A 17,051-nucleotide genomic window follows, 5' to 3' on the forward strand; every position below is an offset into this window, starting at 1 on the left:
TTCAGTGGTCAGTTCATCGGCCATGGACGACGAGCGAGCGGCCGCGTGGGCTGGCGTCGGCGCACCGATCTGGACGCTGGGGACGATCGTACTGGCGACGATCCTGTCACCGTCCTTTTCGTGGACGGGCAACGACCTCTCGAATCTCGGCGCGCAGACCGACGTGGCGACGCCGGCGACGATCCTCGTGTTCAACGGCGGTCTCGTCCTCGGGGGCATCGTCGGTGTCGCGTTCGTCCTCGCGCTCTATCGGGGCAGCCAGCACGTCCTCGAACGGCTCGGTGCAATCGTCTATGGCATCGCTGTACTGGCAATGGCCGGCGTCGGCGTCTTCCCGCAGGATCGGGCGCTGCACGTCACGATGGCGGCGGGCTTCTATCTCCTGTTTACGCTCTCGTTCTGGTGCTACGGGACGGGCACCGTCTTCGCTGGCGAACGCGTCCGCGGCGGTGTGACGATCCTGCTTGGCATCGTGCATCTGACGATGTGGGTCGGCTGGGTCCAGTTCGTCGGTCTCGCCAGTGGACTCGCGATCCCGGAGACCCTCGGCGCGCTCGTCTTCGGTGGCTGGACGGTCGTGACGGCGTGGTGGCACCTCGACGGGGCGCGCGCACTCGGCCGGCCAAACACCTAAAGCCCGAGCCACAGATTGGTGGAGCAATGCCGGCGATCGAGACGACGGGGCTGACCAAGGAGTACGGGGATCTGGACGCACTCTCGGGGCTGTCCCTTTCTGTCGAGGAAGGAGAACTGTTCGCGCTGCTCGGACCGAACGGCTCCGGTAAGACCACGACCATCGAGATCCTCACGGGGCAGCGCAAGCCCACGTCGGGATCGGCGACGGTGCTCGGCCACGATCCCGTGGCCGATCCGATGGCGGTCCGTCGCGACATCGGCATCCTGCCCGAGCGCGAGGACCCGCCGAGCTTTCTCACGCCCCGCGAGTATCTCGAATTCGTCTGTGAGGTCAGGGATGTCGCAGCACCCGACGACCGGATCGAGCGCTGGGCCGATCGGCTGGCCTTTGGCGAGACGCTTGACTCGCTGTCGACGAACCTCTCCGAAGGGCAGCGCCAGCGCGTCATGCTCGCGTCGGCGTTCGTCCACGAACCCGATCTGGTGTTCATCGACGAACCGCTGGTCAACCTCGACCCGATCATGCAAGAGCAGGTCAAGCGCCACCTCGCCGACTACTGTGCTGCGGGAAACACGCTCTTCCTCTCGACGCACTTCGTCGACGTGGCAGAGCAACTGTGTACGAAGGTCGGCATCGTGACGGACGGCCAACTGGTGGCGACCTGTGACCCCCGCGAGTTCGACGACGACGAACTGCTCGATTTCTTCATCCGGGAGGTCGACGCCGACCGCGAGGCCGTCGTCCAATGACGGCATCGAATCGGACGCTCCTGTCGTGGATGCTGCGCGAGGAGTGGCGACTCCACAGCGAACTGTTCGGCGGCCGTCGCTTCGGTGGCTTCCCGCTCGTCGTCGCACTCCTGACCGGGCTTGGGACGTACCTGCTGGCGATCACCGGCACCCCACCGGCGTCGGTCGTCGCCGGCCTGCACGCACTGATCGCGCTCTTTGGCCTGCAGGTCGGCACCGTCGGTCTCGTCGGTCGCGACGCCCTCCGTGACGTGCTCGGTGACGTGACGCTGCTGCTCTTCTCGGCGCGGACGCTTCCGCTGTCGATGCAGCGACTCCTGAGTGTCTTTCTGGTCAAGGAGGTGCTGTACTACTCTGGGCTGTTCATCACACCGACGGTCGCTGGCTACGGCGTCGTCGCGGTCCTTCGCGGAGCAGCACCCGCGACCGCGGCGCTGTCGTGGGTGACAGTGACGCTGTCGTTCGTCCTCGGTGTCACTGCCAGCCTCGCGCTCGCAGGGCTGGCCGCACGGAACGGTCTGGCGCTCGGTGCTGTCGTGGCGGCCGGGACGGCGACGGTCGTCGGAATGGGGATCGATCCCGTCTCGCTGACGCCGTATCGTCTCTTTACTGCCCCGTCGATACAGGCACTGGCGGCCGCCGTGGTGCCCTCGTTCGTCCTCGCCGTCGTCGGCATCGGTCTGTTCGAGCCAACCGACGACGACGAGACGGACGGGCGACACCGCATCGTGGACGGTGTGCTCGTCGCCCTCTCGCCCGATGGGCTGACGCGCCGGCCGTTGCTCGCTGTGGCACGGTCTGCTGGCTCCGTCTGGAAGGTGCTGTTCTCGATGGGTGTGTTGCTGGCCGTCACGGCGCTGGTGCTCCGGCACGTGTCGCTCGCGACCGGGATCGAACCGGGCTACGGCATCGCCTTCGGAACGTTGCTGGGACTGGGGAGTTTCACGACCTATAGCTGGGTGACGCAGTTCGACGACCCCCGGGAGTATCTTCGGTATCCGGTCGGCTACGACGAGGTGTTCGCCGGCACGCTGCGGGCGTACCTCCTGCTGTCGGTCGCTGGGGCCGTCGTCTACCTCGCGGTCGCGACGATCTGGTACCCACTCACCGAGGTCGCCCTCGGTGCGCTCGTTCAGCCACCGGTGGCCCTGTACGTCTTCGGCGTCACGGCGTTTCTCACCGGCCTCACGCCGAACGAACTCCTGTTCGATACCCCTCGGTTCGCCGTCTTCGGCGGTGGACTGTCCGTACTCGCCACGCCGCTGATCGTCGCTTCGCTCGCGGTGAGCATCGATCCGGTCGCGGTTCGCGTGCTGGCCGTCGCCGTCGCCGTCGTCGGCGGGGCCGTCGGCTACGCCCTGACTCACCGGGCCGGGCCGCGCTGGACGGCCCACCTGCGTGGATAGCTGTCTCGACCGTATCGATCACGGCGACGGTGTCCGTGAGACAATACTATCGAATAGGTATAAGTGCCCATTCCCGCTATCGTTTCATACTCGACCGGTGGTACACGTGACGACATTAAACACGGATCCAGAACAACTCAGCGTACTCGTCGTCGACGACAGTGATTTCTTCGCGGAGATGACGGCCGATACGCTCGCTGAGGACCACGGATTCAAGACACACGCTGCGGGCGACCCAGTAACGGCACTCGATCATTTTACCGACAACGACATCGACTGCATCGTCAGCGACTACGAAATGCCGGAGATGGACGGACTGGAGTTTCTCGATGCCGTTCGTGAACACGACGGCGAGATTCCCTTTATTCTCCTGACCGGCCGTGGCGACGAGGAAGTCGCGAGCGAAGCCATCGCCGCGGGCGTGACGGATTATCTCCTGAAACTCGAAGTCGTCGAGGACAAGCAGTACGGTCGGCTGGCAAATCGTATCAGAAACGTCGTCTCGAAACGCCGGACACAGGCCAAGTACGAGCTACTGGTCGACAACTCCCCCGATCTGATCGCACAGGTCGCCGACGACGGGACCATCCTCGCGGCGAACCCGGCGATGGCCGAGTTCACCGACATCGAACAGTCGGAACTCTCCGGCCAGACGTTGTCGGAGGTACTCGGTGCTGCCGGCGAGGAACGGACGGAGATCGGGCAATCGGTCATCGAACAGAACGAGACCACCCATGCCGAGGACGCCATCGACGGTCGCTCGTTTCACAACATCTACGTCCCCGTCGACCTCCACGGCGACCACCCGTCGTTCCAGTTGGTCTCTCGGGACATCACGGAACGCGTCGAACGAGAGCGCGAACTCAAGCGCCAGAACGAGCGCCTAGAGGAGTTCGCCAGCGTCGTCAGCCACGACCTCCGCAACCCACTCAACGTCGCCCAGTCGGCCCTGCATCTGCTCGACGACGAGACGGTCGACGACAAGGCCGAACTGGAGGCCAAGATCGGCCGCTCGCTCGAACGGATGGAGTCGCTCATCGACGACGTGCTCACGCTGGCCCGGGAAGGCCAGACGGTCGACGATCCGGGCGTCGTCGACCTCGGTACCATCGCCCGCGATAGCTGGATGGTGACCGACAGCGGCGACTCCTCGCTGTCGATCGAGTCGTCGGCGCTGCTCATGGCCGACGACGGTCGACTGACGAGCATCTTCGGAAACCTCTATGGAAACGCGACCGGACACAACGACGATCCCGTTCACGTGACGGTCTCGGTGACAGACGACGGCTTCGTCGTCGCCGACGACGGTGACGGCATCGACATCGACGACGCCGACGATCCGTTCGAGATGGGGTTTTCGACCGAGATCGGTGGGACCGGCATGGGACTGACAATCGTCGAACGCGTCGCCGAAGCCCACGGCTGGACGGTGACGCTTGCAGAGAGCGACAGCGGCGGTCTGGCCGTCGAATTCAGCGGTGTCACCTTCGCCGAAGAAGACGCCTGAGCGATCTAGTTGGGCCACTCATCGAGTGTCGTCCGATTGCCCTCGTACTCGTAGTTGATCTCGATCTTCGTCGACGACGAGACCGGCCGTCCGAAGGCGTTTCTGTCCCCTAACTGGACCAGATCACCGCGTTCGACAGCCGTCGTGTTGTTGGTGCCCGACACCTGTGCCCAGGTCACGTCGGTGCCGCGTGTAACGAAGTGGAGTTTGCCCGCCTGCAGTTCGTCCCCGCGAGAGTGTGTCACCAGTAGCACGCGACTCTGTTCGACGTAGTCGTACGTGAAGTTCGCCGATGGCGGCCCGGTGTCCTGTTCGCCGACGACGAGGACGTTCAGCCCCACCGACGCGGTGACGAGGATAGTGATCCCGACGAGGATCGCGACGCCGGTGCTCTCGGAGAGTCCACGGTCGTCGGCGATAGGCCCCAGCGCCATGCTCATCGAAAGGTGCGTGGCCGCAGATAAATATGATTCGCCTGTCCGGGCCACCGTCGATCCGGCGCGTCGCCGGGGCGTCGTGCGATCAGGGGGGAAAGCCCTTGGTGACGGGGGTCACAGCCACACGTATGATCGACGAGACTGTCGAGGAGATCGCGGAAATGCAGACGCACAGTTCCTCCGTCGTCGCTATCAAGGCGGCGAAGGCACTGTCGGAACTCACCGAGCGGGAGTTTCCGACCGTCGAGGAGTATCTGCGGGCACTGGAACGTAACAGCAGCGCGCTGCGGCGCGCGAACCCGTCGCACGCATCACTGCACACGACACAGCGATCGATCGTCGAGCGCGTCAGCGACGCCGACCCCGACAGCGTCGACGCGGCCAAAGCCGAGACGCTGGCGGCCATCGACGACGTGATCGAGCAGGTCGAGTCCGGGAAAGAGCGGGCCGCAAAGCGGTGTAGCGAACTGCTGGATGCGGACGCGACGATCCTGACTCACGACTACTCCTCGACGGTGCTTGAGAGCATCGAGCGCACCATCGAAGCGGCCGACGACGTCGATATGACCGTCTACGCGACGGAGGCCCGCCCGCGATACCTCGGCCGAAAGATGGTGCGGGAACTGTCGACTTACGACGGTGTCGACGTACACCTCATCGTCGACAGCGCCGCCGGGCACTACCTCTCGGAGTGTGATCGCGTCCTCGTCGGGATGGACTGTATCGTCGACGACACGCTGTACAATCGGATCGGAACCTACCCCATCGCGACGGCGGCGGCCGATCAAGACGTGCCCGTGACGGTCGCTGGCTCCGAGTCGAAGCTCATCGACGGTGGGTTCGCCTTCGAAAACGAGATCCGTTCGACCTCCGAAGTGATGCGCGAACCCGCGGAGGGGTTCACGGTCGAGAACCCGGCCTACGACGCGACACCGGCGCGACTGCTCGACAGCGTCGTCACCGACGAACGGATCGTCGAGTACTGAGACGACTGGCCGTTCGGTTCACCCGAGTCACCGTATTGGCCGGCAAAATCTGCACCGAGGAGGCCCAGACAGCATCGTCTGACTATCGTCTCGCGACCGTCGAACGACACTCCGGGCAGACGTAGGCTGCCCCGTCGCCGTCCGTTCGGACGATCCAGTTTTCCGTCATCTCACTCTCGAACGCACAGTTCGGACAGAAGAGGACTGCTTTTCGGCGCTGGGCGGCTGGTGGCGGTTCCTGTGCACGCGTCGACGTGCAGTGGGTGTCGATACTGGTCATCGATTTCATCTAGTCGATCGACGGTCAAGTACCTGTTGGCTAACTGTTTAATCGTTCCTGTAGTACCGTCGATGTCCATCGAAAACGACCGTCACAGACCGTCGAGAACCATTACATAAACATCCGGTCGTCGGGGCTGGTCTCCTCGTTTGCGCGCTCGATCCGCGCGGCGAGTTCGGCGTAGTGCTGGCGCACCTCGGCGGCGAAGTCTTCGAGCGGCCCCGTATCCAGTCCGAGCCCGTAGATCCGGCCCAGTGCATCGAGGAGACGGACGGCTGCTTCCGCGTCCGGCGCTTGCTGATGGACCGGCGTCGTGACGATTCCGACGCGCAGGTCGCTGTCGATGCCCCGGGACACGAGTTCGGCGTTGACACCTTCGAGGAATCCGCTTCCCATCGGTCTGATGTCGACATCCGCAAGACAGTCGGTCTCGTAGTCCTCGGTCGCGATGTAGAACGGCCTGTGTTCGTCCGGGCCGTGTGCGAACGGGACCCCCGAGAGGATGGTGATCTCCTCGATACTGTTCTCTTCGGCCCACGCGACCAGTTCGTCAGCGAGGGGGCTGGCGGCGGGGACGGGGACGGCGAGTTCGCCCACCAGCGTCGCCAGCCAGTCTCCGTCGCTGAACAACCGCGTGTGGTGGCGTGGCCGCCCGTTCTCGAACGGAGTGATCGTCGGGAGCGACTGGGCTTCGAGGTGGCCGGTCTTGTGCAGTTCGAGCTGGTCGACTAAATAGTCGACGGCGGTCAGCCCGGCGAGACCGAACTCGGCGAACCCCACTACGAGCGTCGTCGGTGGGTTCTCACTGTGGCACATCGAGAACGTCGGGGTCGGTGTGTGGTCGGCGACCATGATTGCACTACTCTCTCAGATGACAAAAGAACACGTGCCGGCGTCTTCTGTACTGGCTACGCAACTCTTTTCTCCCGTGACGGAAATCACACGAGCATGACGACTGGTGTCGCACTCCGCCAGACAACGCCGGGCGAGTCGCCGACACCGACATCGACACCGACCGACGCATCACCGGTCCCGGTCGGTCTCTTTCCCGAGTGGGTCCCCGACCCCGTGCTTGATCTCGGGACGACGATTTTCATCCTCGCGCTGGCCTATCTCGCGTCGCGCCTGCTGGTCACTCTGTTCGGCCGACGGATCGCCCAGCGGTTTCGACGCCCCAGCCTGACCCGCACGGTCATCCGAGGTATCCGCGCCGCCATCTTCGTCATCGCACTGCTGGCGATCATGCCGATCTACGGCTTGAAGCTGAGTGATATCACACTCTCAGTCGCAGTGTTCTCCGCCGTGGTCGGTGTCGTCCTCGCGCCGATCGTCGGCTCGATCATCAGCGGCGTCTTCCTGCTGGCAGACCAGCCCTACGAGATCGGTGACATGATCGAACTGTCCGAGTCGGGCACCCGTGGCTTCGTCGAGGACATCACGCTCCGATACACCAAGGTGTTCACCCTCGACAACACCTTCATCGTCATTCCCAACGGAACGATCCGCGAGCGAGACGTGATCAACTACTCGGCGGAGGACCCACGGACACGTCTCAGACTCGACGTACTGGTCACGTACGAAGGCGATCTTGCCGAGGCCCGTGCCCTGATCGAACGCGCTGCCCGGGAGGTCGACGTGGTAATCGAGGGTGGTCCCGACATTCGTGTCGGTTCGGCACGGTACCCGGCAGCACCCACCTGCTACATCGACACGTTCGCCGACCACGGCGTCAATCTCGCTCTCCGGTACTGGGTCAAGGAACCGTACAAACTGCTGGCGGCCCGGTCGAAGGTTCAGGAGAACGTCTGGGCGGCACTCGAAGACGCAGACGTAGAGATCGCGTACCCCCACTCGCATCTGCACTTCGACGAGACCAGCGGCGAACTGCAGGTGTCGATGGAGGCCCAACAGGCACCACAGTCACTGGATCACGAGCCAAACGACGGCGTGTAGCGGTTCGAGCGTCGAGCCTGTGGCTGATCGTCTCGGTCATACCGGAAAAGGTCGTGTTAGTCGATCGAGCCGTTCATTCTGCGGCGACGGTCTCACGGTGCGCTGGTGCATCTCCCGCGTAGGGCGTGACGACCTTGTAGAGGCCCCAGACGGCCAGGACGAGCAGGCCGAGCAGGATCACGCCGGTACGCAGCGTGGGGTCGATCAGCGGCGTGGCGACGATTTCGCCGGCGTCGTTGGTCAGCGCGGCCGGGCTGTAGGGTTTGCCCGCGACGATCTCGATCAGTCCCAGTACGACGGTGCCCAGTACGAACAGGGCGCCGCTCAGTCCCATGGCGATTCGGTCGACGGTGGTGGTGGTGGTGTCAGTCATTGTTGTTGCACCTCGTTAGCCGAGGATGTAGCGGAGTTTCGGGCGTTCCCGGACGAACTTGGTCTTCTCGATGATGGCGTCGAGACCGTAGTACCGGCCAGCGCCCAGCACGAGGACAGTCATGAACAACAGCAGACCCATGAAGTCCCCGTTGACCAGCCCGTGGCCGAAGCCGGCGTTGCCGATCCAGAACAGCACCATGAAGAACACGCCACCGAGGGCGGCGAGTCTCGTCAGTGCGCCCGCGATCAGGGCCAGCCCGATCAGCGTCTCGAACAGCGGCACGCCCGGCGCGATCAACCACGCCAGATTGTTGCCCATCCACACCGGGATGGGACCCAGCGCCGTCCCCGTCATCTGCTGCATGTACATCGGCCCGTACGTGAACGCCAGCCCGTCCTCGATCAGCTTCGTCACACCGGCGTGGAAGAACCACCAGCCGGTCACGACACGCAACAGCGCTATCCAGTACGCCGTCAGCGGTCGGTCTAACTCTAACTCGAAGTCGGTCGCCAGGGGGTTTGCTGCGGAAGTTGCCATAATCGTCACCTTACATGTGAGTCTTGGCACTGATACGTGGTATAAAGGGTGGGGTGTTCCCAGCGGCTGAGAACCCGCTATACTGGGGATGGCGAGGCGGACGCCCGTTCTCGAAACATGGCAATAGACCAATCACTTATCGCCCCGGTGGTCGTACATTCAGGCGACAATGGCAACCACAGGACTCGACTCACTCGGCATGCAGCGCATGGACAACTCCGAGATCGCGGGGTTTCTGGCGAGTCAGGGGGTCGGCATCCTCGGTCTGCCGACCGACGGTGCGCCGTACCTGCTCCCGATGTCGTTCGGCTTCGACGGCGACAACGCGCTGTACTTCACCTACGTGCTCGGCGAGGACAGTGCGAAGCGCCGGTACACCCGACGCGCCGACCGCGCGCGCTTTCTCGTCTACAGCGCCCCGTCGAAGTTCACCTGGGAGAGCGTGCAGTTGACGGGGGCGATAGAGCAGGTCCCGCCCGACGAGTGGGAGGACCTCACGGACGTGCTCGCGCGAGCGTGGCGGCCGGCGACCTTCGAGGAGGCTGCGATGACTGGCGACATCGAGGTCTATCGGTTCGATATCGAGGAGCGCGTCGGGTTCAAGCAGACTGGCCTCCCACCGGGGTTCAGCGAGCAGTAGGTCACTCCGCCGTGGCCTGCCCGACATCTGCCGGCGTCGTCGCCCCGACATCGCTCTCCGTCGAGTCCTCGGCCAGCAGCGAGCGGGTCGAGTTCCCGACCACGAGGAGACTGCTCGCGGTCATCGCCACCGCCGCGACGACGGGGTTCAGGAGACCGAGCAGCGCCGCCGGGACGGCGAGAGCGTTGTAACAGAACGCCCAGCCGAGGTTCTGGCGAATCCGCGACCGCGTCGCGGTCGTCACGTCGAACACGCGCGGGACGGTCCCGAGGTCGTCCGTCGTCACGATCGCGTCGGCGGCGTCGGCGGCGAGTTTCGTCCCGGATTCGAGCGCGATCCCCAGATCGGCGGTCCCGAGCGCTGGCGCGTCGTTGGTGCCGTCACCGACCATCGCGACCGTGCCACGGGACTGGAGGCGACGCACCACTTCGGCCTTGGCTTCCGGCGGAACTCCGGCGAACACCTCGTCGACGCTGTCGTTGTCACGGAGCGGTGCCGCAGCGGCCTCGCTGTCGCCCGTGATGACGACGATCTCGTGCTCTTGTGAGAGTTCCGCAACGACGGTCTCCCACCCGTCTCGAAGCCGGTCGCCGCCGACCAGTACGTCTCTGGCCGCCCCGTCCCAGCCGACGAGTGCGGGGACCGCCCCTCGCTCGCGTGCTCGGTCACAGTCCGCCCGGAGGTCCGTGGGCACGTCGAAGCCCTGCTCGTCGAATAGCTTGGGGCGGCCGACGAGGACCCGCTCCCCGTCGACGGTCGCACTGACGCCGCGTCCCGGATGGGTCTCGAACGCGTCGACCGTCGCAGCCGATGGTGGCGCAGCGTCGGTGATAGCGGCGGCAAGCGGGTGCTCGGCGAACTGCTCGACGGCGGCCGCGCGTCGAAGCGCCTCCTCCCCTGGCCGTTCGAGCAGCGACATCTCGCCCGTGGTCAGCGTCCCAGTCTTGTCGAAGGCGATGGTGTCCACGTCCGTCGCCGTCTCGAACACCGAACTGTCGGTGACGACGACACCCTCGTCGAGGGCGCGACGGACGCCTGCGGCCGTGGCGAGTGGTGTCGCCAGCCCCAGCGCGCAGGGACAGGAGACGACGAGGACGGCCAGCCCGGTCAGGAGCGCGGCCGTCGGTGTCGCACCCATCAGGAGGTGGCCCACGACCGCGAGCGCGGCCAGCCCGAGGACGAGCGGGACGAAGACGGCGGCGATGCGGTCGACGAGGCGCTGGACGCCGCCGCGCTCGCTCTGGACCGACCACAGCAGTTCCGTGAGTCGGTCGACCGTGCTTCGAGCGTCCTCGCCGACGACGAGCGTACAGCCGCCCTGAACGACCATCGTCCCGCCGAGCAGTTCGTCCCTCACAGTCTTGCCCACCGGGAGCGACTCGCCGGTGACCAGTGACTCGTCGACGGCGACGGTCCCTTCGGCGACGGTGCCATCGACCGGGACGCGCTCGCCCTCGCCGACGACGACTTCGTCGCCCGCTTCGAGGTCGTCGATCTCGACCGTCTCGGTCCCCTTGTCGGTTCGGCGACGGGCGCTGTCGGCGCGCTGGGTCGTCAGTCGGCTCAGCGTGTCGGTGGCCGCTCGCCGGACCCGATCCTCGTAGTAGTTGCCAAGCGTCACGGCCAGTACGATCACCGTTGCCACGTCGAAGTACACCTCGGTCCGGCCGAGGACGAGACCGAGGACGCTGTAGCCGAAGGCCGTCGTCGCCGCGATGGCGACGAGCAGGTCCATGTTTGGCCGGCCAGCCCGGAGGCTGACGAACGCGCCGCGCAGCAACGGCCAGCCCGTGTAGCCCAGCACGACGGCAGTCATCACGGCACCGTTCCATAGCAGGTAGTCCCCGGCTGGACCAGTCGGATCGACCAGTTGCAAGGACGGGTCGACGCCAAGATAGAACGGGTAGAGGAAGAGGACGTACCACAGCATCATCATCAAGCCGAAGAAGCCACCGACGAGGAGTCGGCCGGTCAGTTCGTCCTCGTGGTCGCGCTCGTCGTCGCGGCCGCTGGCCTCGTAGCCCGCGCCCGACAGTCGGTCCGGAAGGTCGTCGGCCGAGACGGTGTCGGGGTCGTAGGTGAGCTTCATCGCCCCAGTGGAGTAGCTCGCAGCCGCCGCCTCGACGCCGGGTACGTCCGTCGCACGGGCTTCGAGGAACGTCTCGCAGGTCGCACAGTGCATCCCGTCGACCGACAGGAAGGTCGTCTCGCCGTCGACATCTTCGGGGGCCGGGCCGGTCGCCACGTCCTCGGTGTCCTGTCGTGCCGGGTCGTCGAGGGTTCGGGCGACTTCCAGACAGCCACGACAGCAGAACGTCCCATCGACGGTCTCGTCGGTGATCGGTGCGTCGGCGGGCAGTCCACAGAGGGTACAATCACTCACATCCATGGCATCGGAAGCGGTGGTTTGGGGAGGTCGATTCCGAACGGGGCCAGCCCGTTCGCGAGCGGGACGAGCGCGAGCACGACGAAGACGACACCGAGCACTCGGTGGAGCGAGGACCGACGAGCGGGTGAGAGCGATCCGAACGCGGTGCCGTAGGCAAAGACTAGTGGGATGGTGCCCGCGCCGAGTGCCGCGAGCGACAGCCCGCCGGTCACGGGCGAGCCACTGGCGAAGGCATAGAGGAAGGCAGGATACAGCAGTGGACACGGCAGGAGTCCGTGCATCGCGCCGAGCGCGACCATGCCGGGACCGTCGACGAGGCGGTCGATCCGGGCGACCAGTGCCGAGGAGAGGCGCTGAAAGGCATCGCCGACGACTGGGAGCGATCCAGCGACAGAGACGGCACTGCCCCGCGTCAGGTAGCCCACGCCGACGACGGCGATGAACAGGCCGACACCGATCCCGACGACGCTGCGTACGAGCGTGCCCAGTCCCGCGAGACCGGCGACGCCGAACAGGACCGACCCGAGCGCACCCAGCGTCGCACCGATGACTGTGTAGCTCCCCGCGCGGCCGACGTTGAACAGTGCCTGCTGGCGAATCTGATGGCCGGAGACGGGACCGCCGTCGTCGAGCCGATCGGCGTAGGTCGTCACGAGCGGTCCGCACATACCGAGACAGTGGACACTCCCGAGTGCTCCGAGCCCCGCGAACGCGAGCAGTCCCGCCGTCTCGCCGGCGGTGATCGCCATCACGCGGTTCGGGACTGCGCCGGGCCAGTCATCATATAGAGCGTCCCAGCGATGATGACGACGCTGATCAGCGACAGTGCAACGATGGTCTTTCCGGTGCCCTGCAGGTAGTACGCGACTGGTGCGAGACCGAGCAGTGCCAGTAGCGTCAACGTTCGCGGACTCGACATCGACATAGGTGCTTGTTGTGATGAAGGGTATAAAAACCGATCCCCCGTTCCAGCGCCCTGAGAATACGGGGTACCCTTTTTTAACGATCGAAGCAGAGCACCCGGATATGCAGCATCGAGGCGGTAGTAAGGGAAACGTACTACCACGGTCGATTCGGGAGGGGTATCGATGGCCGTGAGACGACGCGAGTTCGTCCGCGGCGCGGCCGGGGTGGCCGCACTCGCGGCGGCCGGGAGCGCAACGGCACAGGAAGAACCGGACTACGGCGACTGGTTCGGGAACGTCGGCAACTTCGACGGCACCACCGTCGACCGCCGGGGTGAAGACACGGTCGAGATCACCGTCGGTGCCGAGGGCAACGGCGGTGCCTTCGCGTTTGGTCCGCCGGCCGTGATGGTCAATCCCGGGACGGAAGTCGTCTGGGTCTGGAACGGCGAGGGCGGCGTCCACAACGTCGTCTCGGAGGGCGACGGGCCACTCGATTCTGGCGACCCCGTGGATGCGGAAGGCACCGAGTACGCCCACACGTTCGAGGAGACTGGGACGTTCAAGTACTACTGTGTCCCCCACGAGTCCCTCGGGATGAAAGGCGCGGTCGTGGTTCGCGAAGGACAGCCAAGCGGCGGTGCGTCCGACAGTGGCGGGACGCCACAGGGACCACCGGCAAATCCCGACTACGGCGACTGGTTCAGTAACGTCGGTAACTTCGGCGGGACGACGGTCGACCGCACCGATCAGGACGCCGTCGAAATCGCCGTCGGCGCGCAAGGCAACGGTGGTGGCTTCGCCTTCGATCCGCCGGCGGTCAGGGTGACGCCGGGCACCGAGGTGACGTGGGTCTGGACCGGCGAGGGCGGGACCCACAACGTTGTCTCGGAGGGTGACGGGCCGCTCGATTCGGGCGACCCCGTGGATGCGGAAGGCACTGAGTACTCCTACACCTTCGAGGAGATGGGCGTGTACAACTACTACTGTGTCCCCCACGAGTCCCTCGGGATGAAAGGGGCCGTGGTCGTCGGCGGGCCGCTCGGTGGCGACGGCGGCGACGGGGGCGACGGTGGACAATCGAACGTCCCCGACGTGACCGTTCCCAACTGGACTGCCAGCATCTCGCTGTTGCTGTCCTTTTTCGTGCCGCTGCTCGCCGTCATCGCGCTCAAGCGGCGCTACCACACGACCCCTGAGACGGCGACCGGAGCGGTCGCAGACGGCGAACCTGTCCCCGTCACAGAGGCTGAGGAAACCGAAGCGGCGGTCGAGATCGGCCACGACGAGTACGATCCCTGGGGAACGGCGGCGCTCGTGGCGTTCTACTTCGTTCTGATCGCCCTGCTGTGGGTGTTCATGTACTTCGTCGAGTTCCTCGGCCGCGTCTCGGTGATCGGGTGATACGATGCAGGTTCATAACTTCGAAAAACTCTGGTTTGGGGCATCGCTGCTGTTGATCGTCGGCTTCATCGCCACAATCGCGTACGGGTCGGCCGGCATCGGGATCACGATGATCGACGACTCCGGTGGGACGATCAACGCACAGGCAGTACAGGCCGGCGACACCGGAACCCAGTTCGACGATCCGGGCGTCGTCAAACAGAACGAGAGCCACTACACCGTCTACATCGTGGCCCAGCAGTTCCAGTTCGTCCCCGGCAGTGGTGACAATCCGGTCCGTGTGCCCGCCGACGCGACGGTCACGTTCAAAGTGACCAGCGCGGACGTGATGCACGGCTTCTCCATCGTCGAGACGAACATCAACACGATGGTGATTCCGGGGCAGGTCTCGGAGGTCTCGGCCCGGTTCGACGAGCCCGGAACGTACGGAATCGTCTGTCACGAGTACTGTGGCGCGGGCCACCACACGATGGGTGGCTCGGTCGAAGTCGTGCCACAGAGTGAGTACAACGAGACGGAGGTGACCCAGTAATGGTGTTTGTCGACGACTATCCAAAGACTGCAAAGCTGATCAGAAGCGAGTTCATCGTCGCGTTCGTCGCGCTCGGCATCGGTGCGCTGTTCGGTATCATTCAGGCGCTCCACCGAACGGGACTGTTCCGCGACGTGGTGAGTTCGGCCGACTACTACACGATCCTGACGGGCCACGGCGTCCTGCTGGTGCTGGTCTTTACGACCTTCTTCATCGCAGGGCTGTTCACGTGGGGCGTCGCGACGAGCCTCGAACGAGAGTTACCCCAGCGACTGAGCTGGACTGCCTTCTGGCTGATGCTCGTCGGGACGGTGCTCGCTGCCGTCGCCGTCCTCGGTGGCATCTTCGGCTCCCCGAGCGTACTGGGCCACGACCTCTCGGCGGACGTACTCTTCACGTTCTACGCGCCGATGAAAGCCCACCCGGCGTTCTATCTGGGTGCGGCACTGCTCATCGTCGGCTCTTGGGTCGCAGGTGGCGCCTACTTCAAGTCGCTGTGGGCGTGGCGCAAGGACAACCCCGACGAGCGCATCCCCCTGAAGACGTTCATGGTCGTGACGACGATGCTGATGTGGTACGTCAGTACCATCGGCGTCGCCGTCGCGGTGCTGGTCTTCCTCCTGCCGTGGTCGATCGGTCTCGTAGAGCAGATCGACCCGCTACTGACGCGGACGCTGTTCTGGTACTTCGGCCACCCGGTCGTGTACTTCTGGCTGATGCCAGCCTATCTCGTCTGGTACACCATCCTGCCGAAACTGGCGGGTGGGCGACTGTTCAGTGATCCGCTTGCACGTGCCGTCTTCGTCCTCTTCCTCCTGCTGTCGACGCCGGTCGGGTTCCACCACCAGTACACCGATCCCGGCATCCCAGAGGGCTTCAAATTCATCGCGATGACGAACACGATGTTCTTACTCTTACCGTCGCTGTTGACGGCCTTTACCGTCGTCGCATCGATGGAACACGGTGCGCGACAGCGCGGCGGGAAAGGGTATCTCAGCTGGCTCCGAAATCTGCCGTGGGGCAATCCCGCCTTCTCTGGCTGTGCACTGGCCGGCCTGATGTTCGCCGCCGGTGGGTTCTCCGGCATGATCAACGCCGGGATGAACATCAACTACCTCGTTCACAACACGCTGTGGGTGCCTGGGCACTTCCACCTCACCGTCGGGACGGCCTTTGCCCTGACGGCGATGGCGGTCAGCTACTGGCTGGTCCCACAGCTCACGGGCAAACCGCTGCGCCAGAAAGCGATCGCGACGATCCAGCCGTACGTCTGGTTCGTCGGGATGGCGCTGATGTCCAACGCGATGCACCGCGCCGGTCTCGCCGGCATCCCGCGCCGGACCGCCGAGCCGACCTACGACGAGTTCGCCTTCGAGGGCGTCGCCGGGACGGTCGGCGAGATGCGCCTCCAGATCGCCATCGGCGGGCTGTTGCTGTTCGTCGGTGCCGCGCTGTTCCTGCTCGTCATGGCAGACACGTGGATCGCACAGCGTGGCGGCACGCTGTCTGTCAACAGCAACTTCCCAGATCCGCTGTCCGGCCCCGAGCACAGCCCGCGCATCCTCGACAACTACAAGCTCTGGACGGCCATCGCGCTCGTGTTGATCGTGATCGCGTACGGCCCGCCACTGGCCTCGATGGCGGCTGATGGCCTGTTCGGACCCGGTAGCCCACCGATCCCGGTGTAGGCGTCGATGATCGACGATATCGACGATCCGACTGGCAAACGCTGGATCAAGCTCCTCGTCGCCGCCGGGATCGGCATCCCGATCCTGATCGAGGTGGCGACGTTCGGAAGTATGCTCACCCACTCGGTCGGGCCGGCGACGAGTGGGGCGCCCGCGACGGCCACCGACGCACCTGCGGGTGCGGTAAGCGGTGACGCCATCCTCCCGGAGACGGAGCAGGCAGAACTGATCGAGGCGGCGAGCGTCGTCGCGGACGACGACGGCTGGCAGTTCCGTCTGACGGTCGCCGTCGAGAACACCGGCAACGAGAGCTACGTGCTTTCGCTGGGACCGCTCACGACGCGGGCCGGACGGACTGTCACAGGCAGTGTCACCACGGGCCAGATCGATCCCGGGGAGCGACGGGCCGTCTCCGGGACGTGGGTGATGCCCAAAGGCCAGCGACCCGACGAGATCGAGGCGACGCTCGGGCGCGACGGCTCGACGCACACGGTCGAACTCGGAGACATTCCAGTCTCCTCTTGAGTACCGTCGATCTCACGAACGATTTTCACACGACTCCGACCTTCGTCTCGCTGACGGCCTTCGAACGGGCTACCAATCTGTTTTCAGATCCTGAGAACTG

19 protein-coding genes are annotated in these 17,051 nt (G+C 65.0%); 11 read left to right on the top strand and 8 right to left on the bottom strand.

Features of this window, described 5'->3' with window-relative positions:
- The first annotated feature begins 22 nt into the window (after positions 1-22).
- From AC5FRW_RS05995 to AC5FRW_RS06010, 4 genes are all read left to right on the top strand, one after another.
- Positions 23-634 carry a DUF998 domain-containing protein gene (locus tag AC5FRW_RS05995; RefSeq protein ID WP_493567524.1) on the top strand — a complete coding sequence of 204 codons (612 nt, stop codon included), beginning with the start codon at positions 23-25 and terminating at the stop codon, positions 632-634.
- Between the two features lie 26 nt (positions 635-660).
- The gene (locus AC5FRW_RS06000; RefSeq protein ID WP_493567525.1) at positions 661-1,386 is read left to right on the top strand and encodes an ABC transporter ATP-binding protein; all 726 of its coding nucleotides are present in this window, start codon (positions 661-663) and stop codon (positions 1,384-1,386) included.
- Positions 1,383-2,792 carry a hypothetical protein gene (locus tag AC5FRW_RS06005; RefSeq protein WP_493567526.1) on the top strand — a complete coding sequence of 470 codons (1,410 nt, stop codon included), beginning with the start codon at positions 1,383-1,385 and terminating at the stop codon, positions 2,790-2,792. Before AC5FRW_RS06000 ends, AC5FRW_RS06005 begins: the two co-directional genes overlap by 4 nt.
- 106 nt (positions 2,793-2,898) lie before the next feature.
- Positions 2,899-4,299, top strand: coding sequence for a response regulator (locus tag AC5FRW_RS06010; RefSeq protein WP_493567527.1), 1,401 nt, complete (start codon positions 2,899-2,901; stop codon positions 4,297-4,299).
- A 5-nt stretch (positions 4,300-4,304) separates the two neighbouring features.
- On the opposite strand, the gene AC5FRW_RS06015 is transcribed toward AC5FRW_RS06010, so the two are convergent.
- Positions 4,305-4,733, bottom strand: coding sequence for a type IV pilin (locus AC5FRW_RS06015; protein ID WP_493567528.1), 429 nt, complete (start codon positions 4,731-4,733; stop codon positions 4,305-4,307).
- A 131-nt stretch (positions 4,734-4,864) separates the two neighbouring features.
- Here AC5FRW_RS06015 and AC5FRW_RS06020 point away from each other — a divergent pair, with 131 nt between their 5' ends.
- Positions 4,865-5,722: an eIF2B alpha/beta/delta subunit family protein gene (locus tag AC5FRW_RS06020; RefSeq protein WP_493567529.1), complete on the top strand. Its 858-nt coding sequence runs from the start codon at positions 4,865-4,867 to the stop codon at positions 5,720-5,722.
- Positions 5,723-5,804: 82 nt separating this feature from the next.
- Here the strand turns inward: AC5FRW_RS06020 and AC5FRW_RS06025 are convergent, their stop codons facing one another.
- Together AC5FRW_RS06025 and AC5FRW_RS06030 are read right to left on the bottom strand one after the other, a co-directional pair.
- A complete protein-coding gene (locus AC5FRW_RS06025) occupies positions 5,805-6,002 on the bottom strand; it encodes a DUF8106 domain-containing protein (RefSeq protein ID WP_493567530.1) in 198 nt (65 codons plus the stop codon).
- 111 nt (positions 6,003-6,113) lie between these two features.
- Entirely contained in the window at positions 6,114-6,854 is a 741-nt protein-coding gene (locus tag AC5FRW_RS06030; RefSeq protein ID WP_493567531.1) for a proteasome assembly chaperone family protein, read from the bottom strand.
- Positions 6,855-6,950: 96 nt separating this feature from the next.
- On the opposite strand from AC5FRW_RS06030, the gene AC5FRW_RS06035 reads away from it, so the two are divergent.
- Positions 6,951-7,955 carry a mechanosensitive ion channel family protein gene (locus AC5FRW_RS06035; RefSeq protein ID WP_493567532.1) on the top strand — a complete coding sequence of 335 codons (1,005 nt, stop codon included), beginning with the start codon at positions 6,951-6,953 and terminating at the stop codon, positions 7,953-7,955.
- Between the two features lie 73 nt (positions 7,956-8,028).
- Here the strand turns inward: AC5FRW_RS06035 and AC5FRW_RS06040 are convergent, their stop codons facing one another.
- Both AC5FRW_RS06040 and AC5FRW_RS06045 read right to left on the bottom strand, forming a co-directional pair.
- Positions 8,029-8,328, bottom strand: a complete 300-nt coding sequence (locus AC5FRW_RS06040) for a hypothetical protein (protein ID WP_493567533.1) — start codon at positions 8,326-8,328, stop codon at positions 8,029-8,031.
- A 15-nt stretch (positions 8,329-8,343) separates the two neighbouring features.
- The gene (locus AC5FRW_RS06045; protein WP_493567534.1) at positions 8,344-8,868 is read right to left on the bottom strand and encodes a DoxX family protein; all 525 of its coding nucleotides are present in this window, start codon (positions 8,866-8,868) and stop codon (positions 8,344-8,346) included.
- Positions 8,869-9,037: 169 nt separating this feature from the next.
- Between AC5FRW_RS06045 and AC5FRW_RS06050 the strand changes: the two genes are divergently transcribed.
- A complete protein-coding gene (locus tag AC5FRW_RS06050; RefSeq protein WP_493567535.1) occupies positions 9,038-9,508 on the top strand; it encodes a pyridoxamine 5'-phosphate oxidase family protein in 471 nt (156 codons plus the stop codon).
- Between the two features lies 1 nt (position 9,509).
- Here AC5FRW_RS06050 and AC5FRW_RS06055 read toward each other — a convergent pair whose 3' ends face one another.
- From AC5FRW_RS06055 to AC5FRW_RS06065, 3 genes are read right to left on the bottom strand one after another with little or no spacing between them, the layout of a single operon-like run.
- Positions 9,510-11,891, bottom strand: a complete 2,382-nt coding sequence (locus AC5FRW_RS06055; protein ID WP_493567536.1) for a heavy metal translocating P-type ATPase — start codon at positions 11,889-11,891, stop codon at positions 9,510-9,512.
- Entirely contained in the window at positions 11,888-12,646 is a 759-nt protein-coding gene (locus tag AC5FRW_RS06060) for a sulfite exporter TauE/SafE family protein (protein ID WP_493567537.1), read from the bottom strand. Before AC5FRW_RS06060 ends, AC5FRW_RS06055 begins: the two co-directional genes overlap by 4 nt.
- Positions 12,646-12,822 carry a DUF8131 family protein gene (locus tag AC5FRW_RS06065; RefSeq protein WP_493567538.1) on the bottom strand — a complete coding sequence of 59 codons (177 nt, stop codon included), beginning with the start codon at positions 12,820-12,822 and terminating at the stop codon, positions 12,646-12,648. The genes AC5FRW_RS06060 and AC5FRW_RS06065 overlap by 1 nt, the downstream gene beginning before the upstream one ends.
- 163 nt (positions 12,823-12,985) lie before the next feature.
- Here AC5FRW_RS06065 and AC5FRW_RS06070 point away from each other — a divergent pair, with 163 nt between their 5' ends.
- Genes AC5FRW_RS06070 through AC5FRW_RS06085 form a run of 4 tightly spaced genes read left to right on the top strand, consistent with a single transcriptional unit; the run spans position 12,986 to position 16,951 of the window.
- A complete protein-coding gene (locus AC5FRW_RS06070) occupies positions 12,986-14,206 on the top strand; it encodes a halocyanin domain-containing protein (RefSeq protein WP_493567539.1) in 1,221 nt (406 codons plus the stop codon).
- A 4-nt stretch (positions 14,207-14,210) separates the two neighbouring features.
- On the top strand, positions 14,211-14,738 hold the full coding sequence (locus AC5FRW_RS06075) for a cytochrome c oxidase subunit II (protein ID WP_493567540.1): 528 nt from the start codon (positions 14,211-14,213) through the stop codon (positions 14,736-14,738).
- Entirely contained in the window at positions 14,738-16,426 is a 1,689-nt protein-coding gene (locus tag AC5FRW_RS06080) for a b(o/a)3-type cytochrome-c oxidase subunit 1 (RefSeq protein ID WP_493567541.1), read from the top strand. Before AC5FRW_RS06075 ends, AC5FRW_RS06080 begins: the two co-directional genes overlap by 1 nt.
- A 6-nt stretch (positions 16,427-16,432) precedes the next feature.
- Entirely contained in the window at positions 16,433-16,951 is a 519-nt protein-coding gene (locus tag AC5FRW_RS06085) for a hypothetical protein (protein WP_493567542.1), read from the top strand.
- Positions 16,952-17,051 lie beyond the last annotated feature (100 nt).

Source organism: Halomicrobium sp. HArcht3-1, assembly GCF_058933345.1.